The following is a 23,071-nucleotide window of genomic DNA, read 5'->3' as shown; positions in this document are numbered from 1 at the left end:
GCTCGAGTGTCCTTTGTTCTGTGGAAGGGAGCGGAGGCCCACCGTCGGCGATCAGCCGGGCGAGGCCCACCCCACGCGATCGGTCACGACGCGACGTGAGGCGAGCCCGGCCCATCCTCCGGAGTTACTTGACGATCTTCGCCAGGATGTCGGATTCGCGGAGGATCTTGATCTCCTCGCCGTCCACCTTGATCTCGGTGCCGGAGTACTTCCCGAAGAGGATCTCATCCCCCTCGACCACACCGATCGCGGCCCGCTCGCCCGAGTCGAGCAACTTGCCGGGGCCCACCGCCACCACGAGGCCCCGCTGCGGCTTCTCCTTGGCCGTGTCCGGCAGCACGATGCCGCCGGCCGTCTTCTCCTCCGCCTCGATCTGCCGGATCACGACGCGGTCTTCGAGCGGACGAATGTTGATCTTGGCCATGCTATCAGTCCTTATTCGTTCGGGACTGGCCCCGGGTCGTCGGGGCCGGTCGTCTGGTGAAGAAATCTCAGGAACCGGCCGGGTCGCTCAGGACCCCGCTCACATCATCCCCATGCCGCCCATGCCGCCCATGCCGCCCATGCCACCCATGCCGCCCATGCCACCGCCATGGTCATCATGATGACCGGCGGCTTCGGCCTTCTTCCTGGGCTCGACGATGATGGCCTCGGTCGTCAGCAAGAGGCCGGCGACGGACGCGGCGTTCTGCAGGGCCGAGCGGGTGACCTTGGTCGGGTCGACGATCCCGGCGGCGAACATGTCGCCGAAAGTATTGGCGTCGGCGTTGTAGCCGAAGTTGGCTTCCGAGGACTTCTGGATCTTGTTGACGACGACGGAGCCGTCGATCCCGGCGTTCTCGGCGATGGAGCGGGCGGGCTGCTCGATGGCCCGGCGGATGATGTTCACACCGAGGGCCTCGTCACCCTTGAGGGTCAAGCTGTCGAGCGCCTTGGCCGCGCGGATCAGGGCGGTGCCGCCGCCGGGGACGACGCCTTCTTCGATCGCGGCGCGGGTGGCGTGGAGGGCGTCCTCGACGAGGGCCTTCCGCTCCTTCATCTCGGTCTCGGTGGCGGCCCCGACGTTGATCTGGGCGACGCCGCCGGCGAGCTTCGCGAGCCGCTCCTGGAGCTTCTCGCGGTCATACTCGCTGTCGGTCTGGGTGATCTCGCGGCGGATCATCTCGGTCCGCCCCTTGATCTCGTCGGAGGTCCCGACCCCTTCGACGATCGTGGTGTTCTCGCTCGAGATCGTGATCTTGCGGGCGCGACCGAGGTCGGTGAGCTGGATGCTCTCGAGCTCGACGCCGAGGTCCTTGAAGATGGGCTTGCCGCCGGTCAGGACCGCGATGTCGCCGAGCATCGCCTTACGGCGATCACCGTAGCCGGGGGCCTTGACGGCCGCGACCTTGAGGATGCCGCGGAGCTTGTTCACGACGAGGGTCGCAAGGGCTTCACCCTCGACGTCCTCGGCGATGATCAACAGCGGCTTGTTCGCCCGGGCGATGAGCTCGAGGACGGGGATCAGCTTCTGAGGAGAGCCGATCTTCTCTTCGTAGATGAGGATATAGACGTCGTCGAGGACGACCTCCATCCGGTCCGGGTCGGTGACGAAGTGGGCCGAGAGGTAACCGCGGTCGAACTGCATGCCTTCGACCACGTCGACGCTCGTCTCGAAGCCCTTGCCTTCTTCGACGGTGATGACGCCGTCGGTGCCGACCTTCTCGAAGGCGTCGGCGAGTTTCTCACCGATGACCTTGTCGTTGTTCGAGGCGATGGCGGCGACCTCGGTGATCTCCTTCTTGCCGGAGACCTTCTTCGACTGTCCCTTGACGTGCTCGACGATGACCTCGACGGCCTTGTCGATCCCCCGCTTCAGGGCCATCGGGTCGGCGCCCGAAGCCAACGCGCGGAGCCCTTCCTTGAAGATGGCCTCGGCCAGGACGGTGGCGGTGGTGGTGCCGTCGCCCGCGGCGTCGGAGGTCTTGCTGGCCGCTTCCTTGACGAGCTGGGCCCCCATGTTCTCGTAGGGGTCGGTCAGCTCGATCTCCTCGGCCACGGTCACGCCGTCCTTGGTGACGGTCGGGCTGCCCCAACCTTTGTCAATGACGGCGTTGCGGCCGCGCGGACCCAAGGTACTCCGGACGGCCCGGGCCAGCTTGGACACGCCGCTCGCCAGCTTCTGGCGGGCCTCCTCATCGTAGGCCATCATCTTCGCCACGGTGAATTCTCCTTCGACACGGTCGAGAGTCGTCGCCCAATCGCACTCGGGCCGACGGCAACCCAGGGACCATCGGACCTTGGGCTGCCCTCGTCCGGGATTTTCGACACATCCCATTGCAAGTCGTATACCGGCCCATTTGCTTTGTCTTAACTCCTTTAGCAACAGAAAGATGCTGACTTTGCGGGCTCCTTCGGTTGTCGCTCTTGCTGCCGTTTTGGCAGCCCTGGCCAGGAATTGTCATCCCCCGCCGACGCGATCGAGAACGCGTGCGTAAGTGGCGCTAGCGGTTTGACGTGTCCCGCTCTCGACATCACACTGGCCCTCCTCTGCCGCACTTCCGGATTCGACCTGAACACTTGGCGCATCCGTGGAGGTGATTGGCAAATCCCCTCTCCGGATATCGCGAACGAGGAGAGCCTTCGATGGGACCTTCGACCTTCTCCACGAAGCAAGTCGCCTCGGTGACCATCTTCCTGACGGCCGCGTTCCTAGCCGCCGCCGAGGATCCCTCCGCACCCCAAACCTACCCTCTATGGCCCCAAGGCGCGCCGGGTGCGAAGGGGACCGACTCGGATCAGGACGTCCCGACGTTGACCGTCTATCGGCCCGCCCCCGAGGAGGCCACGGGCGCCTCCGTCGTCGTCTGCCCGGGGGGCGGCTATTCGCACCTCGCGAGGGATCACGAGGGCAAGCAAGTCGCCCGCTGGCTAAACCGGCTGGGGCTGACAGGCATCGTCCTGAAGTACCGACTCGGCCCCCGATACCACCATCCCGCGATGCTCGACGACGCCGGTCGCGCCATCCGGACGGTCCGCGCACGGGCCAAGGAGTGGGGACTCGACCCGAACCGCGTGGCAATCCTCGGCTTCTCGGCGGGGGGACACCTGGCCTCGACGGCCGGAACGCACTTCGACGCCGGAAGGGCGGACGCCGAGGACCCCATCGATCGCGTCGGCTCTCGCCCCGACCGGATGATCCTCCTCTACCCGGTCGTCGCGCTCGCCACGCCCTACGCACACGGCGGATCCCGCACGTCGCTCCTGGGCGACGACCCGCCCGCCGCGCTCGTCGCCAGCCTCTCGAACGAGACACGGGTGACGCCCGAGACTCCGCCGACCTTCCTGGCTCATACCAATGAAGACACGGCCGTCCCCGCAGAGAACAGCATCCTCTTCGCCCTCGCCCTGCGGAAGGCGAAGGTCCCCGTGGAACTCCACCTCTTCGAAAAAGGAGGCCACGGCCTTGGGCTCGGCGCGAAGGAGCCCACGTTCGGGGTATGGCCCGAGCTCTGCGCCACCTGGCTCAAAACTCAGGGCTTTCTCACGAAGTCGACCCGCCCCGATTCTCGATGATCGCGTCTGTCTTGCCGTCGATCGTCGAAGCACGGAACGTCTCTCACCACGAGCTCGAGAAGTCAGCGTGCGGGGCCGCCTGGAAATCCGGCGCGTCCTGGCTCGATGACTTTTCGTGCTCTCGATCGCCCGAAAATCAGAAGGCCGACCCGCCGGTTTGCACGACCAAATCGCCCCCGTCAAACTCCGACCGGGGTTGAATCCGGCTTCGCCACTTCGGCCCCGGCTCCTCGCCAACGGGCCCACGCCACTCCGACGACCAAACCGAACAGGTCGGCCAGGAAGTCGAGGAGATCGGCATCTCTGGAAACGATCGGCAGCGCCTGACCGAGCTCGGTCACGGCGGCGAGCGCCAGACCTCCGACCAAGACCCCAGCGGTGAGCTTCGACGTCCGAGACGCGCGGATCCAGAGCAGGCCGAAGATGCCAAACAACGAAGCGTGGACGATCTTGTCGAAATGGCTAACCCTGTCGGGGAACTCTTCCGGGGGGAGGAAGCGGGCAGGAATTAGGCAGAGTGCCAGGATCACGCAAGTCCAAGCGACGGCTAAACGAACACGACGAGACATCGAGGGTCCCTCTTCGGCCCATGGGGCAGCTCCGTCAGCGGCGCCGAAGCCTTCCCGAGTATATCGAGCCGCCTGAGGTCCGACCAACCCGCACCACGTCCCGATCACTTCGAACAGTTTCATTTCTCCGCAGTCGCCGAGTCCAAGACTCGTCGGATCTCGACCGCGATCAAGGCACCAAGCATCGCATGGCCATATCCCGAAGGGTGAACGCCGTCATGGGCAAGGGACGTCGGACCTTGGCCGGCGCGAAACGCCGAGGCGAGTGGTGACGTGTCGATGACATGGACCCGCGAGTCGCCCGTCCGTCTACGGACGGCGGTGGCGGACTCGATCTCACCTTTGTGGACACCGAGTGGGGGAACCACGCAGAAGATCCAGGAATTCGGACAGGCTTGCCGGACGTCGACCAGCCACTTGGTGTAGTCGGTCGTGATGTCCTTGTCGAAGTCGTTGGTTCCCAGGGCGCACAAAATATAGTCGGGCTCGGGGAGCAGCCGCCCATTGCTCAAGCGCGACGTCGTCACGTCGAAGCGATCCCAGACCTGGGGCAAGGCAGGCAGATTCAAGGCCCTCGACATACCAAGTCCCCCGGAGCCGAGCTGACCATATTCGCAGTCGAGCGCAAGGGCGACGATCGGGAACCACGTGGCCCTCGCGTTGTTGACGCTGAGCGATTGCCACGACGTGAACAAGCCGTCGACCCCGACTCCCTCGGTAATCGAATCACCGAAGCCAATCGCCCTCCGAGGCCGGGATACCGAGGGCAGGAGCACGCCGGCTCGATCCATCGAGATCCCCGCGATCCGCAAATGCGCCCGAGGTGAGCCCCAACGATCCTGCAACAAGTCCGCCGCCCGAAAGATCACCGTCAAACGATGGGGTCGCGTGGGATCGAGGCCGCTGGCCACGTCGAGCGTGTAGACGCCCTCGGATTGAGTGAGCGGCACGACCCGATACGGGCCGTCGTCGACGGAGAACTCGACGACCGGCATCGAAGGGGCTGGACAGCCACGATTCGACGAGCCGTCGACGACGAGGCCGATCGCGGTGGTCCCTTGAAACGTCGCACGGAGGTACGCCCCGGGCATGGTCGAGTCGACGAGGGATTCGGCCCCCTTGCCGTTCGGCTTCCAAACATAGGGGGCCAGCACGAGGTCGGGATGGTCGCAACGAATCGTCAGTCGTCCGTCCCCTCGTGCCTCGGAAGGTCGCCCCAACAGGCTGATCGCCAGCACGAAGGCCACCAACGACCCCATACCTGACCATTCGACTCGAATCACGGATGAACCTTTCCTTGAAACGGACACGTCGACAAAACACTCGAAAATCGGGTCGTTCGATTCCAGAAGAATCGAGTTCCGCCCATCAAACCCCACCCACCCGTGGTAAAACAGCAGGCCCGAGGACGGCTTCAAGTATCTCAAACGCATAAGTTTAAGCCAAACGTTTTCGACCTCGCCACGATCGCCGAAAACATCCTCGAAAAAGAATGGCGAATCGCGCGAACTTCTCTCCGGGGCCCGGCGTCTCTAAGGGTGCAAGCGAGACGAGTGAACGCCAAAGACAAACAAACGAACGTATTCGAGACATCAATACGACTGAGGTTTTCATGTTAGCCGAGCACGCGGGTCGAGAATTTCGTGGCGAGCTGGCGAGTCGATCGTGGGATCGACTGGGAAGTTCGTCCACGTTCCGATCTTACCCCCAACGATTGTGACGCTCGGCGGCGACCTCACTCCTGATGGTTCCTCGAGGCCCGGTGTCACAAGTCATCGGGCCTCGTTGTTGATACGGGTCGGTAGCTGAGACGGCTTAGCGGCGGTCTGAAAAACCGCAGACGGGGATTCGAGCGCCCCCCGGCCCACTGTAGGGAATTGGCCTGTTCGTCTATCGGCAGGATACCGCACTTTCACTGCGGAGAGGAGGGTTCGATTCCCTCACGGGCTGCTCCGACGACCCGGGGCTCGAGTGGATTTGACCGGTACCAGGCGAGAAAGGAGAGCGTGATGACATTGCATTACCGCCAATGCCACATGGAGCAGCCCCTGGGCCGTGCCACCTATCATCACACCGCCTGGTTGCCCGAGAAATACGCTCAGTTGGGCGAGAACGTCAAGCTCCTCGAATCGAACGGGAGTTGGAGCGAAAACTGGAAGGTGACCTTCGTCAGCCGGACGAGGCTCTCGGAGGACGTCGTCAGGAAGGCCGAGCGGGCCCACCTGAAACAGCGTCAAGCCTCGGACATCTGAATCGGTTCAGGGCGTGGGAAAGCCTGGAAATCCGCGAGCTCGGGGAGCTCGAGAGCGCCGGTTCAAATCCGGCCGCCCTGACTGCCCAGGCGTCGTCGACGTTCGGGACGTGGGAAAGTCTGGCAATCCGCCTGCCTTGGGAGCAGGAGACCGCCGGTTCGAATCCGGCCGTCCCGACCTTTGTTCATGGAGAAACATTATGCACATAAAACGTTACATACCCTCGGAGTTGCCGATCCGGGGTCGTGGTGTAACGGCGGCACGCCGGCCTTTTAAGCCGGGAGGTGAGGGTTCGAATCCCTCCGACCCCAATGGCGTCTAGCTCAACGGTTAGAGTGCTCACCTTATAAGTGAGCGATGAGGGGTTCGACTCCCCCGGCGCCAAGCACACGCAAGACTCATGCACAAGTACGGCCTGTAGTTCAACGGGAGAACACGCGGCTGATAACCGCGAGACGGAGGTTCAACTCCTCCTGGGCCGATTCGGTCGTCTTGTCGTCGGGACCAAGGTGTTAGCGGCAGCACTCCTGGCTCTTAACCAGGCTGTGAGGGTTCGAGCCCCTCTGGTCCCATTCGAGCGTGTTCGACTCGGTATTGGTACAAGCGTGGCACCGGTCGTCCAGCGGCGAGGACTCCGCACCCGTAATGCGGCGACGTGGGTTCGAGTCCCACCCGGTGCTCTCGGTTCATTCTTTGACAATTCGGATGTCGGCAAGTGTGCCCATGATGTAGCGGTAGCCTACCGCCTTGCCATGGCGGAAGTGCGGGTTCGACTCCCGCTGGGCACTTGGGTTCGACGATTCAGGACCAGGGCGTGGGAAAGCCTGGGAATCCGCCTGCTTCGGGAGCAGGAAATCGCCGGTTCAAATCCGGCCGCCCTGATTCGCCCCTCTCCCTCTCGTGACCGGTGTGGCCGAACGGTAAGGCATCGCCCTGTTAAGGCGACGAATGGAGGTTCGACTCCTCCCGCCGGTGCTGCCGAGGTGTCCTCGAGTCCTCACGATCCTCGGAAGGGCAAGCCGATTGGCGACGGCATCCGACTTGAACTCGGACGAACGAACAGCCTTGAGGGTTCGACTCCCTCTCCTTCCGCCTCATCCGCCCGAACCTCGAGATTGCGGGGGCCACTCACTCACTCACTCATGGAAGGGCTAGCCGATTGGCGACGGCACCCGATTCGAACTCGGACGAGCGAAATGCCTTGAGGGTTCGACTCCCTCCCCTTCCGCTGACTCGCCGCGGGATTGGTCGATCGGCACGACTCCTGGCTTCCAACCAGGCAAGCGGGGTTCGACTCCCCGATCCCGCAGTCCATCACGATCTTCCAGACTCTGTTAATGTGAACGCGTCCTTGGCCGAGCGGTTTAGGCACGGGCTTCCCAAGCCCGATAGGCGGGTTCGACTCCCGCAGGACGCTCTCGGGAATCGGCTAACCGGTAGGCTCCCTGACTTTGAATCAGGCGGTGGAGGTTCGAATCCTCCTTCCCGAACTGTGAGACGTGACTCCGGGGTAGTGGCTGCTGGTAGCCACGCCACGCTCTGAACGTGGAGGCCGCTGGTTCGATTCCAGCCCCCGGAACTTCCCGACCAACCCTCGTTTAAAAGTCTGCCCAAGAGCGCCAACTGGCCGAGCGGCCCGGCTTAAAACCGAGTGGGTGGGGGTTCGAATCCCTCCTTGGGCACTCTCACCACTGACGGCCCGATAGGCAACTGGCAGACCACTCTCGCTTAGAACGAGAGATGCTGAGGGTTCGAATCCCTCTCGGGCCAATGTCGAGACTCGAGAAACTTCGCCTAGGTAAGGCGAGGCCTCGAAGGCCGACGAAACGGGGCCATGGTGTAACGGCAACACCGCGCATTGTCGATGCGCTGCTCGGGGTTCGACTCCCCGTGGTCCCGCTCTCAAATCCGGCGCGGTACGCCAATCGGCAGAGCGGCCAAGCTCAAATCTTGGTGTTTGTGGGTTCGAGTCCCTCCCGCGCCATGGTCGTCATACGACCGATCCCACAGCCCTCGGGTGGTGTTCCTCACGGCGGTCTGTAAAACCGCTGCCAATCAAGAATTGTGAGGCGGAAGGCGAAAGGTTCAACTCCTCCACCACCCATGCTTCTCGCGATCAGTTCGGCCTGTTCGTCTATCGGTTTAGGACACCTGGTTCTCAACCAGGAAAGGCGAGTTCGACTCTCGCACGGGTCATGATTTGGCGTTCCACAGACGATTCTCGCTTCGATCCTCTCCCAGGCTGGGCAGGTGCCCATCCGGCCCCCATAAGGCCGGCCCACTCGGCTCGATACCGAGGCCTGGGACTCGCGGGTGGGCCGGTGCTCGGCCGAGCCTCATAAGCTCGGAGAGATGTGGTTCGACTCCCATACCCGCAATCGCGACGGCACGGTACGCAAATCGGCAAAGCGGCCAGGTCGAGAGCCTGGTGACTGTGGGTTCGACTCCCACCCGTGCTACTCCTTGTATCACCCGATCGATCGACGTCCCGTGGTCCAACGGCACGATGCCCGGCTTACATCCGGGTGATGATGGTTCGACTCCATCCGGGACGACTGTATCGTTGCGGCTAAGGTTGTGTAACACCAACGTCCATGAACGCTAACCACACAAATTCTCACAAAATAATGGGCTGATAGTCCAATGGGACGACGCCTGGTTTGCACCCAGGAGATCGGGGTTCGACTCCCCGCCGGTCCACTCTTCTCAACCGATGTTTGGACGATCATGTGATGGGCCGATAGTCCAATGGGACGACGCCTGGTTTGCACCCAGGAGATCGGGGTTCGACTCCCCGCCGGTCCACTCTTCTCAACCGATGGAAGGCAGCCGGATACGGTTGGCCGGGCCGCTTTGCTAAAGCGGTTTCCCCTCGGGGAATGAGGGTTCGAATCCCTCGCCTTCCGCTCGCCCTGATGGTGAAACGGACGATCACACCTCGGTCCTAACGAGGAGTCCCGGGTTCGAGTCCTGGTCGGGGCATCGCTACGGTTGGAGAAATCTCCTCGGATCGCCGTCGAATACGGTCCCGTCGTCTAGCGGCGAAGACATCCCTATGACGTGGGGAAGAGCGAGGGTTCGAGTCCCTCCGGGACCACTGGCAGTCGAGAGTGAAGCCGGCCGTACGGGGCTGGTGTTACGGAAGGGCTACCCGACTTGGAGACGGGACCCGCTTGGAAAGCGGGCGAGCGATGAGCCTTGCGGGTTCGACTCCCGCCCCTTCCGCTGTGTCCGTGGTGTAATGGCAAGCACACCCGCTTGTGAGGCGGACAGTGCCGGTTCGATCCCGGTCGGGCACATCCTCATCGGAGAGGTCTATCGCCATGCGAAACGTGCTCGAACGACCGACGCTCGTCCTGAATCGACACTGGCAACCCGTGGGGGTCTCGACGGTTGCCCGGGCGCTCGTCCTCATCTGGAACGACGTGGCGCGCGTGGTCGACCCGGACGAGTACCGGCTCTTCTCCTGGGAGGACTGGGTCCAAGTCGAACCGGACGGCGACGAACCCTGCATTCGCGCCTCGAGGCTCCGACTCAGGATCCCCGAGGTCGTCTGCCTCTCGCGATACGACCGGTTGCCCGGCCAGGCCGTCACCTTCAGCCGCCGGAACGTCGCGAAGCGCGACCACCACACCTGCCAGTATTGCGGGACGCAACCCGGCTGGGAGCAGATCACCATCGACCACGTCGTCCCACGCGCCCAGGGGGGCGCCTCGAGCTGGACGAATTGTGTCGCAGCCTGCATGCGATGCAACACCCGGAAAGCCGATCGGACCCCCGAACAGGCTGGGATCCGGCTTCGCAAAACTCCGGTACGCCCCGACTGGAAACCGTTCTATGCAGCCCAAGGCGAGCGAGTGGCGAGCTGGGCCAAATTTCTTCATGAGGAGCCGGCACTGGCTCTGTCCTGACCGCAACCGCACCGCCCGCCATCTCACCTGTTGAGACGTTGGGCGTTCGAGGGGGATGTGCTCCTGGGAGAGCAGCGAGCTTCCAAACCTCGCGCACAGGGTTCGAATCCTTGCGTCCCTGCTGAGTGAATCGAGCGAACAAAACTCCCCTCACCACCGACCCGAAGCCCCAACTCGAGCATGGTCCATCGAGGTGCCCTTGCGGTTTTGCAACCGGCGTGGCATTTCTTTCGGTTCCATGAGCGACCGAGGGCCGGCGACCGAACCCTCGGTCGACGCGTCAGGCCACGGAGGCCGGCGTGGCCACGGCCTAAAGCCAGGGCAATTGGGAGGGTTGAGTGGAAACCGTTCAGAACCTGATCGCGGTGCTCGCCGGCTTTGTCGGGCTCCTCACCGCTGTCCTCACCCTCTACGGCAAATATCTCGACGTGAAGAAAGGGGCCGCCCGAGAGGCCGAGCCACCCCCGGCACAGGCTCCGGCAATGACCCCCATGGTGGAGCCGACTCGCCGAGAGCCATCGCCCGAAATCCCATCGATTCCCCGGCACGAACCAGGCCCTTCCTTCGAAGAGCTCTACGTCCGCCCGAGCGCAGCGACCCTCGCTCGATCACGAGACACCGTCAAAGCCCCCGCGACGACTTTGTTGGTCGCCGGCCTGCTCGGGATCTTCTTCAACCTGTTCCTTGCGGGATTCGGCTACGTCGACCGATTCGTCACCCCACTGACGACTGACTCGCAGAACCAACAAGCGATCGAACGGGCCGTGCCGCGGGAGGTTGGGATGCAGCTCGCTCCGGCAGGGCCAGGAGCTCGACCTGGAGCGTCGGAAGACGCCACCGTACTTCTCTCGGTCGGCACCCTGATTTGCCTTTCCGTCGCATCAGCCTCGGCGGCATGGGCCGGGTATAGCATGCTCCGCCTTCAAAACTACTGGCTCTCCGTCGCCGGTAGCTTCGCCATCATGGCGGGTGGTTGTGCCTGCTGCCTGGCGGGACTTCCGATTGGGTTCTGGTGTCTCTCGATTCTCTTCAAGCCCGAGGTTGCCGCGTCATTCCGTTGAAGCGTGAAGACGACAGGCGAATCGGCTTCAGATGCGCTCCGAGGATGACCACATCCTTTGGCCTTCAGCGAATCATTTCGAGATGGGGATGACAATCTCGTCCCCGATCATTTTCCCTTCCTCCACTCACACTCACTCCGTCCTCGACTTGATCTCACCCTGAGTTGAGAACCGAGAGACGCGCCCTGAAGCTCCTCGTCTCTTCGTGCACCGAAGCGAAGGCTTCCGGGCCTTTAGCAAGGGTTTGACGAAGCTCCGCATCCATTTGCCCTCGGGGTGTGCCGGAGTCGCACGCGACCCTCCGAAGGTCGAAGACCAGGTTCGATTCCTGGCGAGGGCATTCTCCGCGAGTGTGTCGGACGCACGGCGGTCTTCGAAGCCGCAAGACCGGGTTCGACTCCCGGGCGGAGGAACTTGCCGACAACAAATTGTCCTCGGGGTGTGCCGGATTCGCACGCGACCCTGCGAAGGTCGAAGACCAGGTTCAATTCCTGGCGAGGACATCTCATTGGCGATCGCCAATGACCGAAGTGGCTTTCACGTCGAAAGTCAGTCACGACAACTCGCCCATTTCCATCGGCGTCTCGGGTCGGATGGAAGGGCTTTGGGGCGGATGGGCGTTCCAGGGGACTTGGCGATTGAATCGTCGAATAGGGTAAAGCCGGTCTGGCAGCGATCCGATAACGTTATCTGGACATAGGACGCCACTTCGACCACCCCGCGACGACGGATTGTCGCACCCGGGTCGTCGCATCAAAACTCACATTCGGCCATCGCGGCCACTGGCAAGTTGCCCAACGACCCGAGGGATTTTCCCTCGGGTCGTTCGCGTTAATCAATATCGATGAGGAGGGATTACCAAGCCGTCCTAATCCCTGAAAAGAGACTTCAACCATCGACTAGATATTTCCGATTCGCTTTCAAACAAAAGTGATTCCCAATGCCGTAAGTCGCGGGCACCGGCGGAGGGGGGGGTAAGTCCGACCGGAGGTCGAACCCATTCCGCCGGTGCCCGAAACACGAGTTCGGTGATCCATCACCGCAGGTCGCCGAACGTCGTCCTCGAGATCGTTTCGAGCTCCAAGCGTGGAGGGGGAGTCTTTGGGAGGGACAGACCCACGCGTGGTTCCTCGAACGCTGCCGACCGGTCAATGTGTCTGCTTATGAACCTCACCAGGAGGGTTCGAGTTCCAACGGAACGGGGGGGAAATCTGGGGGGGGACAGATCCACTCCGCGGTGACCCGAACGTACCAGCGAGTCGACAGAACACGGCCTTTCGTCGCGACCTTTCAAACACCGACGGTGGGGGGGAAATCTGGGGGGGACAGATCCACTCCGCGGTGGCTCGAGGGACACGATGAAACCGGTTAGACCAATCACGACGGGAAGTCGTTCCGGACGTTCCGTCGTCCCGAGTCCCGGCGATTTTTGGGGGGAATCCGGCACTCGCCGGACCCTTGACGCCAAGACTCGAGCGACGTCTCCGACAGGTCGGAATCGAGCCGTATGCGCGACCGCGATTCACAGCCCTTCGAGCACCGACGGTGGGGGGGAAACCCGGTCCGAGACCGAATCCGGGCCGCCGGTGCCCGAAGGACTGAGCCGGTCGAGGGACGACCGATCATGACCCGGCGAATTCCTCCTCGGGAACCCACTCGCTTCCATTCGACCAGGGTTCGTCGTCGACGAGTCCCAGAGCGGCTTCAATGATCACCAACTTATCATTTTCTTTCTTCTGGAGTCGATCAGAATTTTGAATCGGTTCATGTGCGATCGGGATGTTGCTGGCGAGCATATCAACAGGCCGACGCTCTGGGATCGGACTGGCCATTAGCGCCATTCGCTCGAGGGCGAGACGGCCCTCGATCTCACCCAGCGCATCGGCCGAAGGAGTGAGCAGAACCAGTCGATCAAGGTCGCGATAGGCCGATCTTCGCATCGCATCTGTCCTTCGTCATCGATCCCGAGGGTCTTGGAAGCGGAACTTCCCATGTCGAATCGAGGGAATCGCCTGAAGCCATCATGTGTGGCATCGAGGCTTATTCCACAAGACGATTCGATTCGTGGGGGGAGGGAAGTCCAACCAGGGACGTCACTGGAGACGAATGTGGTCATCCCAGTACGGGAGTACTCTCCACACGCGAATGCCAGGAGTCGGCGGGGGAGGGATCGATTCAGCAGGTCAGACGGCAAAGCGAGATGGGGATCCCGACGGATCCGCCCAATAGGGCGGAGGTCGGATGGGTGGGGAGCGAAGATCGGCGGGTCGAAGTCATCCTCGCTAGAACACCGTAACGCTGATCGAACGACCGACGGATCCAGGTGTGGGGGAGACTCCGTCGGACGGAGAACTTGACTTTGTGCCAACCTCGATCGCTGACAGCACCGGAGACTTCATCGGTAACGTCGTCCGAGCAGGGGACGGAGTCGTCGCAATCTTCACACTCGATCGCACCGGTTGTCATGATCAACGGGTAGGGCGCAGCTTCAATTCCGAACCCGAGGGTCACGAATGTGACCACCAAGTACTGGAACCAGCTTTTGAAGCCCAATAAACCCCGGATCATCACACCACCTTTGAACGGTATTCGATCGATCGAATGTAAGTTTTCGGTACGGTCCCCGGCACGAGGTACACATAAATATCGGCGGAATACCGCCCGAGGTCAAGGAGAATTTACACGGCAAAACCGCAAAAATGCACACGATGATGAAAAGCCACCACCGGCCTCGAGGCTTCGTCAACGTTCGCCAGCCCCCGAACGCGGCGAGGGTACCGGCGGACTGAGGTGGAAATCGATCACAAGCGGAAGATGATCCGAGGCACGCCTTGCCAGGTGCGAGTGGACAACTCGGATTTGTCGGATGTCGATCCCGCCTCGCGTAAAGGCCTTGTCGAGAGAGACGATGGGGAAGTAGGCGGGAAACGAGCGGAATCGGCGTTGCGGGATCGTCACCTGCTCAAATCCGTGGGCACGGAACGGGCCGCGCATCAGCGTGTTTCGCCAGTCGTTGAAGTCACCCACGATCAAGGTGGGCCGATCCGCGAGCTCGGCGAACGAGTTGTGAGTCAGCAGGTGCTGGACCTGCCAGCGACGCTCCCTCTCGGCGAGGCCGAGGTGCCAGTTGACGAGATGGAGCGGCCCCTCGGGGGTGGCGACGACCGCAAGCTGGGCCCCTCGAGGCTTACGCCGGCCCTTTCGCAGCGAGATCTGGTGGGTATCGTCGAACCCCCAACGCGAGAGGATCAGGTTCCCGTAGCCCCCTGCGCCATGGCGGACGTTGAGCTGGTACAGGTCGGCGACCGACCGGAGCGACTCGGCGAGCCTCCGAGGTTGGTCGTCGTGTTGGGTCCGGGAGACGTTCCGGTCGACTTCCTGGAGGCAGATCAGGTCCGGGTCCTCCTCCTCGATCACCCGGACGATCCGCTCGATTCGATAAAGCCGATCTCGCCCACCGATGCCTTTATGGATGTTATAGCTCAGCACTCGCATGCTCGGCACACCCCGTCCGACGGACCGATCCCTCGAGGCCCACGCCAGGCCCTCGGTCGCGTGACCGCCGGTTACCATGAACTGGTGCCGGCTCGTCAATGCCGGCAAAGACAATGTCCACGAGGTCGAGGTGTCGAGCACTCCAACGAGGTGGACCGCGCCGTCGCCGCGAAGGGGGAGGGGACCCGTCGCGACGACCTTTCAACTCTCGCAAAGGCTGGGCCCTAGGCGATCGTCTCGCCCCAGGTTCCCGAATAGACCTCGGTGGCCGGCCCCGTCATGAACACCGACTCCCCGTCTCCTGGCCACTCGAGCTCGAGGTCGCCGCCGGGAAGGTGGGCGAGGATCTTTCGGCCGGTCTTCCCCGTGAGGACCCCCGCCACGCACACGGAGCACGCTCCCGTCCCGCAGGCCAGGGTGATTCCGGATCCCCGCTCCCAGGTCCGCATCCGGACTTCGGCCGGCCCGACCACCTCGACGAAGTGGACGTTCACGCGCCTGGGGAAGGTGGGATGACGTTCGAGAAGGGGACCGATCGACTCGACCGGAAAGTTCGCGACATCGTCGACATAAACGATCGCGTGGGGATTGCCCGTCGAGACGGCCGTCACCAGCAGTTTTCGCCCATCGACCTCGAGCGGGACGTTGATCGGCGGGTCGCCGGGGAGGGTCGTGGGGATCTCGGCCGAGTTCAGGATCGGCGGCCCCATGTCGACGCGGACGCGTCGGGCTTCGCCACCGTCGACCTCCAGGTCGAGCGTCAGGATGCCTCGGCCGGTTTCGACCGTGACTCGACTGCGCCTGGCGATGTCGTGGTCGTGGATGTATTTCGCGACGCAACGGATGCCGTTGCCGCACATCTCGGACTCGGAGCCATCCGCGTTGAACATCCGCATGCGGGCGTCGGCCGAAGTCGACGGGCCGATCAGGATCAGGCCGTCGGAGCCGATCCCGAAATGGCGGTCGCTGACCGCCCTGGCCAGGGCCGAGGGGTCGTCGGGTTCGCGTTGCTCGAACGTGTTGACGTAGACGTAGTCGTTCCCGAGGCCGTGCATCTTCGTGAATTTCATGGGACTCGCAAGGCTCCGCTTTCAAACCACTGGACGTCCCCGGGCAAGGGATCGGCGGCGAACTCGAGATGGATGACCCGCCGGCGCCCCGGGGCGTCGGCGGGGGACGAGGCGTGGAGGATCAGGGGCCTCATGACGAGGACACCCCCCTTGGGCACGAGGCAGGATTCGGGCGAAACGCGATCCAGCCACTCTCGGGTCGCCTCCGCGCCCAATCGCCCCCCGAAGTGTGATCCGGGGATCACGCGGAGCGGCCCTAGCGCGAGGTCGCTGTCGTCGAGCTGGACCCGCAACGTCACCATGCGCTCGAGCACTTCGATCGGTGGCCGGACGTGAGGAATTCCCCCCTTCACGGTCCACGGGCCGTAGCCAGGCGCGTCCGTCCGACGCTCGACCGCGATCGTCAGATCCTGATGCCAGGGGACCAACCAGTTCGCCTCGGGGGTCTTGTCGAAGAGGAGGCCACGGACCACGAACGCCTTCGGGCCGAGGACTCGTCTGGCCAAATCGAGGACAGGTTCCGAGTTGGCGAGTGTACGGGTCGAGGGGACTTCGCGGAGGAGGTCCCGCAGAGCGTAGACTCGTCCGCCTCGGTCCATGGCCATCGAACCAGGCCGGATCGCGTCGATGGCCTCGCCGAGGACCTCGACGAGGTCGGGGTCGATGACGTCAGGGACGATCGCGTACCCGTCCTGTTCGAGGCTCCTGCCCCAATCCAACGGAGACACCCTGCCTTCCTCGCACGACGGACCTCGACTTCAAAGGCCCTTGATCGCCACGGAAAACCTTCGAACGATAACACGACGATCCGTCGTCGTGCAACGGAATCCCGCCCCTCCATGACGACGGAAACGCTTTCGCCGCAACGGTCTTGTCTCTCCAAGGCCCGAGGGTCTACTCTGGACGGGTCGTCTCTTCTGATCTTCCCCGCCCGAGGTGCCGCATGTTGGGTATGGCCTCGCCGACCGCTTATGACCTGAACTTTCGCTTACTCGGCATCCCGGTGCGCGTCCATCCCCTCTTCTGGCTCATCATGGTCCTCCTGAGCGGTCAGGACACCGATCTCAGGGCGATGCTCATCTTCGTCGCCGCCGCCTTCCTCTCGATCCTCGTCCATGAGTTCGGCCATGGCCTGATGTCCAGGGTCCTGGGCTATCGTCCCACCGAGATCGTGCTCTATGGGATGGGGGGATACTGCCTCTGTGATCTCGAACGACAAGGCCCCTGGCAAAAGCTCGCCGTCCTCTTCGCCGGCCCCGGTGCGGGATTCCTATTGGCCGTGCTCGCCCTCGTGGTCGAAGTCGTCGCCGGCCACTCAATCACGTCAGAAGCCGGACATCGATTCCTGATGACCCTGATTACCATCAATCTTTTTTGGGGAATCGTCAACTTATTCCCCATCTGGCCGCTCGACGGTGGGAGGATGCTCGAAGTCATCCTGTTGATGTTCAATCGCCGGAACGGGACGCGATGGGCCCATGTCGTCGCGTTGCTCACGGCGGGAGGGCTGGCGGTCTTCGCCTTCAACCATCAACAGATCGGGTTGGGGATCTGGTTCGTCTACTTCGGCTTCATGAACTATCAGGTCCTCCAGGCCCACTACCAGTCGTCGAGATACGGCAGCGAGCCGGACGACGCCGACTGGTGGAAACGCTGAGCTGGCCGAGGGGAAGGGGGTCCGAAGGTTCGCTTCGGGCTCCTGTCGAAATCCCTCGCCCGGGCTCTTCAGAAAACCGGCGAGAGACCGCGAAGATCGATCCTCGAGTGGCGAAGCACCCCATGACCGAGACGTTCGGGCAACAACGTGCATGGATGCCCGCCATCGTGGCCGCGTGGAGGCATCTATTTGGACACCTCCGTGGGTTTGGCGCCGACTTCACGATCCGATCCGAGGGCCCGGGACGGGTCAGAATCGAGGGCCGGATCCCACGGACTAAAGCGTTCGAGATACAAGAGTTCTGCCGGCGCGACCTGGCGAACCTCGGGCGATTTTCGGTCTTCGGGACCTGGCATCGGGGACGGATCCTGGAGCTGAAATGGTCGGGGGAGCTCGAGTCGAGCCAGCGACAACGGATCCGGAACTACCTGGTGGAATGCCTTCGGTGACAGACTCTTAGGCCAATCGGTCGGGGGCCGTGGGGTGAGCCCTTCCCTTCACGTGGGCGTTGGTGAACAATCCAAAGTGACGATCATCTCAACGACTACGGACGGGATGGTCCCCGGGGCAGTCGATGCCGGCCGAGGCTCATTTCGGGTAAGATAATTTCTATGAGTTCCAAGAAGAAGAAGTCACGTCCCGAGAGTACCGAACGAGCGACGTCGGCCTCGACGCCCCCGGTGGCAGAGTCGGCCGCGGAGGCCGCCGCGACCGGCCGGGTCCTGGTCCTTCCCGATCGAGCCGAAGAGGCGACCACCCCGGTGCCCGAGCGGCTCCCGTTGCTGCCACTGCGATCCGACGTCGTCTTCCCCCAGACCGTCGTCCCGCTCGTCGTGAATCGTCCCGGCGGGATCCGGCTGATCGACGAGGTCCTCATCGGCGACAAGATGATCGGACTGGTCACCCAACGCCACCCGGACACCGAAGAGCCGGGGATGGACGACCTCTACCCGACGGTCTGCGTCGGGTCGGTCCTGAAGATGCTGAAGTTCCCCGATGGCTCGACCCGGATCGTCTGTCAGGGACTCTTCCGCGCACGTTTGCTCGAGGTCGACCCGACCCAGCCTTACCTCGTCGGGCGGATCGAACCCTGCGAAGACGTCGTGGAAGAAGGGGTCGAGCTCGACGCGCTCGTCCACCACGTCAATCGCCTCTTCCAGCGGATGGTCGACCAGAGCCAGCAGGTCCCCGAAGAGCTCCAGGTCGCGGCGATGAACACGCGAGAGCCGGGCCGGCTCGCGGACCTGCTCGGGTCGAGCCTGCCGTTCTCGATCGAGGAAAAGCAAAAGCTCCTCGGCGAGATCAACGTCCGGGCGCGCCTCGAGAGGCTCGGCCAGTTCCTCTCCCGGCAGCTCGCCGTGCTCGAGCTGTCGAGCAAGATTCAGGAACAGGTCGGCTCCGAGATCACCAAGGCCCAACGCGACCATTTCCTCCGCCAGCAGATCAAGGCGATCCAGGAAGAGCTGGGCGAGGGGGACGGAGAGAACCCCGAGCTCGACGAGCTTTGGAAGCGGATCAAGGGCGCGAAGCCCCCCGAGGACGTGCTCCGCGAGGCGGAACGCGAGATGGAACGCCTCGCCGGGATGCACCCGAGCTCGGCCGAGTACTCGATCGTCCGGACCTACCTCGACTGGCTCGCCGTGCTCCCCTGGGCGAAGTCCAGCCGCGATCGCCTGGACCTCAGGCGCGCGAAGAAGGTCCTCGACACCGACCACTACGATCTCGAGAAGATCAAGGAGCGGATCCTCGAGTACCTCGCCGTCCGCAAGCTCAAGAAGGACATGAAGGGCCCGATCCTCTGCTTCGCGGGCCCTCCCGGCACGGGGAAGACCTCGCTCGGCAAGAGTATCGCCCGAGCCCTGGGGCGTGAGTTCGTCCGGATCAGTCTGGGCGGCGTCCACGACGAGGCCGAAATCCGAGGCCACCGGCGGACGTATGTCGCCGCGATGCCCGGCCGGATCATCCAGGGCGTCCGCAAGGCGGCGACGAACAACCCGGTCTTCATGCTCGACGAGGTCGACAAGCTCGGCGCCGACTTCCGCGGAGACCCCTCCGCGGCGCTCCTCGAAGTCCTCGACCCCGAGCAGAACTCGACGTTCCGCGACCACTACCTCGACGTCGACTTCGACCTCTCGAAGGTGATGTTCATCGCGACCGCGAACATGCTCGAGACGATCCCCGCCCCGCTTCTGGACCGGATGGAAGTCCTCCAACTCCCCGGCTACAGCGAGGAAGAGAAGACCCTCATCGCGCAGAAGTACATCATCCCGAAGCAGCTCGAAGCCCACGGTCTCTCGGCCAAGGACGTCGCGTTCGAAGACGATGCCGTTCGCAAGATCATCGCCGACTATACTCGCGAAGCCGGCCTGCGGAACCTCGAACGCGAGGTCGCCTCGATCTGCCGGAAGGTCGCGCGGAAGCATGCCGAGGGCCAGAAGGCCTCGACATCGGTCACGACGACCCACGTCCCGGAAGCGCTCGGGCCGCCGAGGTTCTTCCGCGAGGTTGCCGACCGGACCGGGACCCCCGGCGTCGCCACGGGCTTGGCCTGGACGCCGACCGGTGGAGAGATCCTGTTCATCGAAGCGACCGCGATGCCCGGCAAGGGGGCCCTGACCCTGACCGGCCTGCTCGGCGAGTCGATGCGTGAGAGCGCCCAGGCGGCCCTGAGCTACCTTCGCAGCCACGCGAAGCCGCTCGCGATCGACGCCTCCTGGTTCAACAAGACCGACGTGCACATCCACGTCCCGGCCGGTGCGGTCCCCAAGGACGGCCCTTCGGCGGGCGTGGCGATCGCCGCGGCGCTCATGAGCCTCTTTCGTGACAAGGCGATCCACCAGAACCTCGCGATGACGGGCGAGCTGACCCTGACGGGGCGAGTCCTCCCGGTGGGGGGCGTCCGCGAAAAGATCCTCGCCGCCCGCCGCGCCGGGATCCAGACGGTCCTGATCCCTCGCCACAACGAGAAGGACCTCGTCGAGCTCCCGCCCGAAGTGAAGGCCGACATGACGTTCCACACGATCGACACCCTCGACGACGTCGTGCCCCGGCTCTTCCCCGAGGCCTCGCAGAAGAAGACCAAGGCCACGCCGTCCCGCGGCAAGGCCTCGAACCCCGCTCGGATCCTGCCCTCTCCCCCGCAGGGCCGTAAGGCCGACGCCGACCCGAAGCCGACCCGCCGGCCCCGCTCGGTCTGATCCTTCGCCCACGCCCCGGCTCGCCGAATCGAGCCGGGGCGAGGGAACACTCCTCTTCCCCTTCCAGGATTAAAGCGGTCCCCGGATGGATCGCCCACGAATGCGGGGCAGCAGTGCCCCGCCTTACCGGCGATTCGCGGAGTTCGCAGGGTCGGTGGGGCACTCCTGCCCCACCAGGATGAGGAGGGAACGGCACGTCCCCGCTTCGACAAGCCCTGGTGCACGCTAGGTGCGGAGCGCTCCAGCGAGCCGAGGAGACTGGCGAGCTATCGCACGCCTTTATGATTCAAACAAATTAACGATCATGTGAAATCAATCTTTACATTGACGATTTTTGCATTTCCATGCCCTGACTCAACACGAATTATTCCTAACATTTCTCTATAGGTAATGTCGACGCACACCCAGGCAAATCAGGCGCAATTTATCCTTCCAGGCCACCGTGTCAAATAGCACATCGACGAGAATCCACGCAAGCCAGGCAAGCCAAGGAGTTCAAGGGGTCGAGAGAAAGAGCCGATATGACGTAGTGATGAGACGAAGTCTGGTGGGTAGCGGGGTTTCTCCACGACGAGGGGTTTGTGGGAAGCTCCCAGCCGACCGAACCGACGACAGGAGGTCGTCCGGCCATGGACGTGAAAAAACGGCCGCCAGCCGTGACCTGGAGACTCGCAGGGCGACTGACCGTCGTGATCCTGCTTGGATTCGTCTCCTCGGCACAAGCCCAGGGGCCGCAAGTTGATGTGGAGGAGCCGCCTGGCGCGTCGGCCTCCCGTGGGACGCTCGGGCCCGCGATCGGTTCCTCGGGAACGTCGGCCTCCGACGTGACCCCGGTCACGACCCAGGACAGCATGTTCGGCGGTCGTCCTGGTCCGTCGGTGACGCGAGTCCCCTTGAACCAGGTCGGTGCCCCCCCACCATCCGTTGTCCAGCAAGGTGTTCGCTTCAAGCCACGGGTCCTCGAGCCCGCCCCTGTACCCCCCTATGGCGAGCTCGAGGAAACCGACAAGCCCGAGAACGCGGGCCCGGCGGGAGGCCTGACCCTCGACGGAGCGATCCAGCGCCTGCTCGAGCGCAACCTGAACCTGATCGCCCTCCGGTTCGAGATCCCGATGGCCGAGGCCGACGCCCTGACGGCCAGCCTCCGCAACAACCCGATCTTCTACGCCGACAGCCAGCTCGTCCCCTACGGCCACTACTCGAACCAGCGGCCCGGCGGCCAGACGCAGTATGACGTGAACATCACGTACCCGATCGACGTCTGGCGGAAGCGCAGGGCGCGGATCCACGCGGCCGAGGCCGCCAAGCGGGTCACCGAGGCGCAGTTCCAGGACGCCATCCGGCTCCAGATCGACAACCTCTACACCGGCTTCGTCGACGTCGTCGCCGCCCGCGAAACGCTGAGGTACAGCGAGCAGTACGTCGTCGGCATCCAGAAGCTGCGCGACGCGACCCAGCAGCTCCTCAAGGGGGGGTTCGTCAAGCCCTCCGACGTGGACGCCGCCGTCGCCCAGCTCGAGCAGGCCCAGCTCCAACTCCGCGAGGCGAGCCAGGCGTACAAGAAGTCGACCCGCACGCTCGGATTACTCCTGGACATGCCCCGGAACGAGACGGATTCGCTCCAGGTCAACGCGATCCTCCGCGACGTCCGCGCGCTCCCGCTCCCCGAACCCGAGCTCGTCCGGATGGGCATGGAGCTGCGGCCCGACCTCGCGGGATATCGCCTGGGCGTCCACAGAGCGAAGGCGGACGTCAACCTCGCGTATGCCAACCGATTCTCGGACGTCTACCTCCTGTATCAGCCCTATACGCTCCAGAACAACTCGCCCCTCGGGCTCAAGAGCGCGTACTCCTATGCGTTCGGCGCGACGGTCTCGATCCCGATCTACAACTGGAACCAGGGGAACATCCAGCGTTCGAAGCTCAACGTCACCCAGACCGAGTACGAGCTGGCCAACCTCCAGCGCCAGGTCGAGTACGACGTCGAGGAGGCGGTGCGCGAGTTCGACCTGAGTCGCAACAGCGTCATCGAGTATGAGAAGGAAGTCGTCCCCGCCTCGCGGCGGGTCCGCAACACGGCCTTCTCGCGCTACAAGGGGGGAGAGACGAACATCCTCGACTATCTCGATGCCCAGAAGGACTACAACGAGGTCGTCCGGCGCTTCCGGGACGCCCTCGTGCGTCACCGTCGGGCGATGCTCGACCTGAACACCGCGGTCGGAACGCGCGTCCTGCCGTGAGGCAAGCAAGTCTCCCCCCGCACCGCGCCGGCACGAGTCGCGGGCCGGTTTCCACACGCCAAGG

At 63.5% G+C, this 23,071-nt stretch carries 16 protein-coding genes and 35 tRNA genes; 43 read left to right on the top strand and 8 right to left on the bottom strand.

Annotation, left to right across the window (positions count from 1 at the left end):
- Nucleotides 1-124: 124 nt before the first annotated feature.
- Complete coding sequence (gene groES, locus ACYOEI_RS12470) at nucleotides 125-424, bottom strand: co-chaperone GroES (RefSeq protein ID WP_462849821.1); 300 nt, start codon at nucleotides 422-424, stop codon at nucleotides 125-127.
- A 99-nt stretch (nucleotides 425-523) separates the two neighbouring features.
- Nucleotides 524-2,200: a chaperonin GroEL gene (groL, locus tag ACYOEI_RS12465; protein ID WP_462849820.1), complete on the bottom strand. Its 1,677-nt coding sequence runs from the start codon at nucleotides 2,198-2,200 to the stop codon at nucleotides 524-526.
- A 425-nt stretch (nucleotides 2,201-2,625) separates the two neighbouring features.
- Here groL and ACYOEI_RS12460 point away from each other — a divergent pair, with 425 nt between their 5' ends.
- Complete coding sequence (locus ACYOEI_RS12460; RefSeq protein WP_462849819.1) at nucleotides 2,626-3,555, top strand: alpha/beta hydrolase; 930 nt, start codon at nucleotides 2,626-2,628, stop codon at nucleotides 3,553-3,555.
- 179 nt (nucleotides 3,556-3,734) lie between these two features.
- Here the strand turns inward: ACYOEI_RS12460 and ACYOEI_RS12455 are convergent, their stop codons facing one another.
- Both ACYOEI_RS12455 and ACYOEI_RS12450 read right to left on the bottom strand, forming a co-directional pair.
- Nucleotides 3,735-4,124 carry a VanZ family protein gene (locus ACYOEI_RS12455; protein WP_462849818.1) on the bottom strand — a complete coding sequence of 130 codons (390 nt, stop codon included), beginning with the start codon at nucleotides 4,122-4,124 and terminating at the stop codon, nucleotides 3,735-3,737.
- A gap of 119 nt (nucleotides 4,125-4,243) precedes the next feature.
- Entirely contained in the window at nucleotides 4,244-5,407 is a 1,164-nt protein-coding gene (locus tag ACYOEI_RS12450; RefSeq protein WP_462849817.1) for a GDSL-type esterase/lipase family protein, read from the bottom strand.
- A 512-nt stretch (nucleotides 5,408-5,919) separates the two neighbouring features.
- On the opposite strand from ACYOEI_RS12450, the gene ACYOEI_RS12445 reads away from it, so the two are divergent.
- The 38 genes from ACYOEI_RS12445 to ACYOEI_RS12260 all read left to right on the top strand — a co-directional run bounded on the left by ACYOEI_RS12445 (nucleotide 5,920) and on the right by ACYOEI_RS12260 (nucleotide 11,760).
- Nucleotides 5,920-5,991 (top strand) — tRNA-Phe (locus tag ACYOEI_RS12445).
- Nucleotides 5,992-6,003: 12 nt separating this feature from the next.
- Nucleotides 6,004-6,074, top strand: a tRNA-Glu gene (locus ACYOEI_RS12440).
- 59 nt (nucleotides 6,075-6,133) lie between these two features.
- Nucleotides 6,134-6,376: a hypothetical protein gene (locus tag ACYOEI_RS12435; protein ID WP_462849816.1), complete on the top strand. Its 243-nt coding sequence runs from the start codon at nucleotides 6,134-6,136 to the stop codon at nucleotides 6,374-6,376.
- A gap of 7 nt (nucleotides 6,377-6,383) precedes the next feature.
- Nucleotides 6,384-6,457 (top strand) — tRNA-Pro (locus ACYOEI_RS12430).
- A gap of 22 nt (nucleotides 6,458-6,479) precedes the next feature.
- Nucleotides 6,480-6,553: transfer RNA gene (locus tag ACYOEI_RS12425), tRNA-Pro, on the top strand.
- A gap of 62 nt (nucleotides 6,554-6,615) precedes the next feature.
- A tRNA-Lys gene (locus ACYOEI_RS12420) sits at nucleotides 6,616-6,687 on the top strand.
- A gap of 1 nt (nucleotide 6,688) precedes the next feature.
- A tRNA-Ile gene (locus ACYOEI_RS12415) sits at nucleotides 6,689-6,761 on the top strand.
- A gap of 26 nt (nucleotides 6,762-6,787) precedes the next feature.
- A tRNA-Ile gene (locus tag ACYOEI_RS12410) sits at nucleotides 6,788-6,858 on the top strand.
- A gap of 18 nt (nucleotides 6,859-6,876) precedes the next feature.
- Nucleotides 6,877-6,948, top strand: a tRNA-Lys gene (locus ACYOEI_RS12405).
- A 36-nt stretch (nucleotides 6,949-6,984) separates the two neighbouring features.
- Nucleotides 6,985-7,056: transfer RNA gene (locus tag ACYOEI_RS12400), tRNA-Thr, on the top strand.
- A gap of 37 nt (nucleotides 7,057-7,093) precedes the next feature.
- A tRNA-Gly gene (locus tag ACYOEI_RS12395) sits at nucleotides 7,094-7,164 on the top strand.
- Nucleotides 7,165-7,184: 20 nt separating this feature from the next.
- Nucleotides 7,185-7,258 (top strand) — tRNA-Pro (locus ACYOEI_RS12390).
- 21 nt (nucleotides 7,259-7,279) lie between these two features.
- Nucleotides 7,280-7,351: transfer RNA gene (locus tag ACYOEI_RS12385), tRNA-Asn, on the top strand.
- Between the two features lie 33 nt (nucleotides 7,352-7,384).
- Nucleotides 7,385-7,468: transfer RNA gene (locus ACYOEI_RS12380), tRNA-Ser, on the top strand.
- A 52-nt stretch (nucleotides 7,469-7,520) separates the two neighbouring features.
- A tRNA-Ser gene (locus ACYOEI_RS12375) sits at nucleotides 7,521-7,604 on the top strand.
- A 10-nt stretch (nucleotides 7,605-7,614) separates the two neighbouring features.
- Nucleotides 7,615-7,685, top strand: a tRNA-Gly gene (locus ACYOEI_RS12370).
- A 36-nt stretch (nucleotides 7,686-7,721) separates the two neighbouring features.
- Nucleotides 7,722-7,793: transfer RNA gene (locus ACYOEI_RS12365), tRNA-Gly, on the top strand.
- A gap of 1 nt (nucleotide 7,794) precedes the next feature.
- Nucleotides 7,795-7,866, top strand: a tRNA-Gln gene (locus ACYOEI_RS12360).
- A 14-nt stretch (nucleotides 7,867-7,880) separates the two neighbouring features.
- Nucleotides 7,881-7,955 (top strand) — tRNA-Gln (locus ACYOEI_RS12355).
- Between the two features lie 29 nt (nucleotides 7,956-7,984).
- Nucleotides 7,985-8,058, top strand: a tRNA-Leu gene (locus tag ACYOEI_RS12350).
- Between the two features lie 14 nt (nucleotides 8,059-8,072).
- Nucleotides 8,073-8,146: transfer RNA gene (locus ACYOEI_RS12345), tRNA-Leu, on the top strand.
- Between the two features lie 58 nt (nucleotides 8,147-8,204).
- Nucleotides 8,205-8,275, top strand: a tRNA-Asp gene (locus ACYOEI_RS12340).
- 11 nt (nucleotides 8,276-8,286) lie between these two features.
- Nucleotides 8,287-8,360, top strand: a tRNA-Leu gene (locus tag ACYOEI_RS12335).
- A 139-nt stretch (nucleotides 8,361-8,499) separates the two neighbouring features.
- Nucleotides 8,500-8,572: transfer RNA gene (locus ACYOEI_RS12330), tRNA-Glu, on the top strand.
- A 189-nt stretch (nucleotides 8,573-8,761) separates the two neighbouring features.
- Nucleotides 8,762-8,835, top strand: a tRNA-Leu gene (locus tag ACYOEI_RS12325).
- A gap of 25 nt (nucleotides 8,836-8,860) precedes the next feature.
- Nucleotides 8,861-8,931 (top strand) — tRNA-Val (locus ACYOEI_RS12320).
- 74 nt (nucleotides 8,932-9,005) lie between these two features.
- Nucleotides 9,006-9,076: transfer RNA gene (locus tag ACYOEI_RS12315), tRNA-Ala, on the top strand.
- 34 nt (nucleotides 9,077-9,110) lie between these two features.
- Nucleotides 9,111-9,181, top strand: a tRNA-Ala gene (locus tag ACYOEI_RS12310).
- Nucleotides 9,182-9,196: 15 nt separating this feature from the next.
- Nucleotides 9,197-9,282, top strand: a tRNA-Ser gene (locus ACYOEI_RS12305).
- Nucleotides 9,283-9,285: 3 nt separating this feature from the next.
- A tRNA-Arg gene (locus ACYOEI_RS12300) sits at nucleotides 9,286-9,358 on the top strand.
- A gap of 42 nt (nucleotides 9,359-9,400) precedes the next feature.
- Nucleotides 9,401-9,473: transfer RNA gene (locus ACYOEI_RS12295), tRNA-Val, on the top strand.
- A 43-nt stretch (nucleotides 9,474-9,516) separates the two neighbouring features.
- A tRNA-Ser gene (locus tag ACYOEI_RS12290) sits at nucleotides 9,517-9,601 on the top strand.
- 2 nt (nucleotides 9,602-9,603) lie between these two features.
- Nucleotides 9,604-9,675 (top strand) — tRNA-His (locus ACYOEI_RS12285).
- Between the two features lie 24 nt (nucleotides 9,676-9,699).
- A complete protein-coding gene (locus tag ACYOEI_RS12280) occupies nucleotides 9,700-10,287 on the top strand; it encodes an HNH endonuclease (RefSeq protein WP_462849815.1) in 588 nt (195 codons plus the stop codon).
- A gap of 51 nt (nucleotides 10,288-10,338) precedes the next feature.
- Nucleotides 10,339-10,408 (top strand) — tRNA-Trp (locus ACYOEI_RS12275).
- Nucleotides 10,409-10,625: 217 nt separating this feature from the next.
- Nucleotides 10,626-11,348, top strand: a complete 723-nt coding sequence (locus ACYOEI_RS12270; RefSeq protein ID WP_462849814.1) for a hypothetical protein — start codon at nucleotides 10,626-10,628, stop codon at nucleotides 11,346-11,348.
- A gap of 267 nt (nucleotides 11,349-11,615) precedes the next feature.
- A tRNA-Arg gene (locus ACYOEI_RS12265) sits at nucleotides 11,616-11,688 on the top strand.
- A gap of 1 nt (nucleotide 11,689) precedes the next feature.
- Nucleotides 11,690-11,760: transfer RNA gene (locus ACYOEI_RS12260), tRNA-Arg, on the top strand.
- A gap of 1,210 nt (nucleotides 11,761-12,970) precedes the next feature.
- Here the strand turns inward: ACYOEI_RS12260 and ACYOEI_RS12255 are convergent.
- From ACYOEI_RS12255 to ACYOEI_RS12240, 4 genes are all read right to left on the bottom strand, one after another.
- A complete protein-coding gene (locus tag ACYOEI_RS12255) occupies nucleotides 12,971-13,288 on the bottom strand; it encodes a hypothetical protein (protein ID WP_462849813.1) in 318 nt (105 codons plus the stop codon).
- Nucleotides 13,289-14,090: 802 nt separating this feature from the next.
- Nucleotides 14,091-14,843 carry an endonuclease/exonuclease/phosphatase family protein gene (locus tag ACYOEI_RS12250; protein ID WP_462849812.1) on the bottom strand — a complete coding sequence of 251 codons (753 nt, stop codon included), beginning with the start codon at nucleotides 14,841-14,843 and terminating at the stop codon, nucleotides 14,091-14,093.
- Between the two features lie 224 nt (nucleotides 14,844-15,067).
- Nucleotides 15,068-15,913, bottom strand: a complete 846-nt coding sequence (gene dapF / locus ACYOEI_RS12245; protein WP_462849811.1) for a diaminopimelate epimerase — start codon at nucleotides 15,911-15,913, stop codon at nucleotides 15,068-15,070.
- A complete protein-coding gene (locus ACYOEI_RS12240; RefSeq protein ID WP_462849810.1) occupies nucleotides 15,910-16,641 on the bottom strand; it encodes a phytanoyl-CoA dioxygenase family protein in 732 nt (243 codons plus the stop codon). Before ACYOEI_RS12240 ends, dapF begins: the two co-directional genes overlap by 4 nt.
- A 215-nt stretch (nucleotides 16,642-16,856) precedes the next feature.
- Between ACYOEI_RS12240 and ACYOEI_RS12235 the strand changes: the two genes are divergently transcribed.
- The 4 genes from ACYOEI_RS12235 (at nucleotide 16,857) to ACYOEI_RS12220 (ending at nucleotide 23,007) form a co-directional block, all read left to right on the top strand.
- A complete protein-coding gene (locus tag ACYOEI_RS12235) occupies nucleotides 16,857-17,570 on the top strand; it encodes a site-2 protease family protein (protein WP_462849809.1) in 714 nt (237 codons plus the stop codon).
- A gap of 122 nt (nucleotides 17,571-17,692) precedes the next feature.
- Nucleotides 17,693-18,019 (top strand): hypothetical protein, encoded by a 327-nt coding sequence (locus tag ACYOEI_RS12230; RefSeq protein WP_462849808.1) that lies wholly within the window; start codon nucleotides 17,693-17,695, stop codon nucleotides 18,017-18,019.
- Between the two features lie 162 nt (nucleotides 18,020-18,181).
- Entirely contained in the window at nucleotides 18,182-20,767 is a 2,586-nt protein-coding gene (gene lon, locus ACYOEI_RS12225) for an endopeptidase La (protein ID WP_462849807.1), read from the top strand.
- A 629-nt stretch (nucleotides 20,768-21,396) separates the two neighbouring features.
- Nucleotides 21,397-23,007, top strand: a complete 1,611-nt coding sequence (locus ACYOEI_RS12220; protein ID WP_462849806.1) for a TolC family protein — start codon at nucleotides 21,397-21,399, stop codon at nucleotides 23,005-23,007.
- The last annotated feature ends 64 nt before the right edge of the window (nucleotides 23,008-23,071 follow it).

The organism is Singulisphaera rosea (assembly GCF_054877945.1).
Note: the sequence above shows the minus strand (reverse complement) of the source record. Positions and strands in the feature narration are given on the sequence as shown.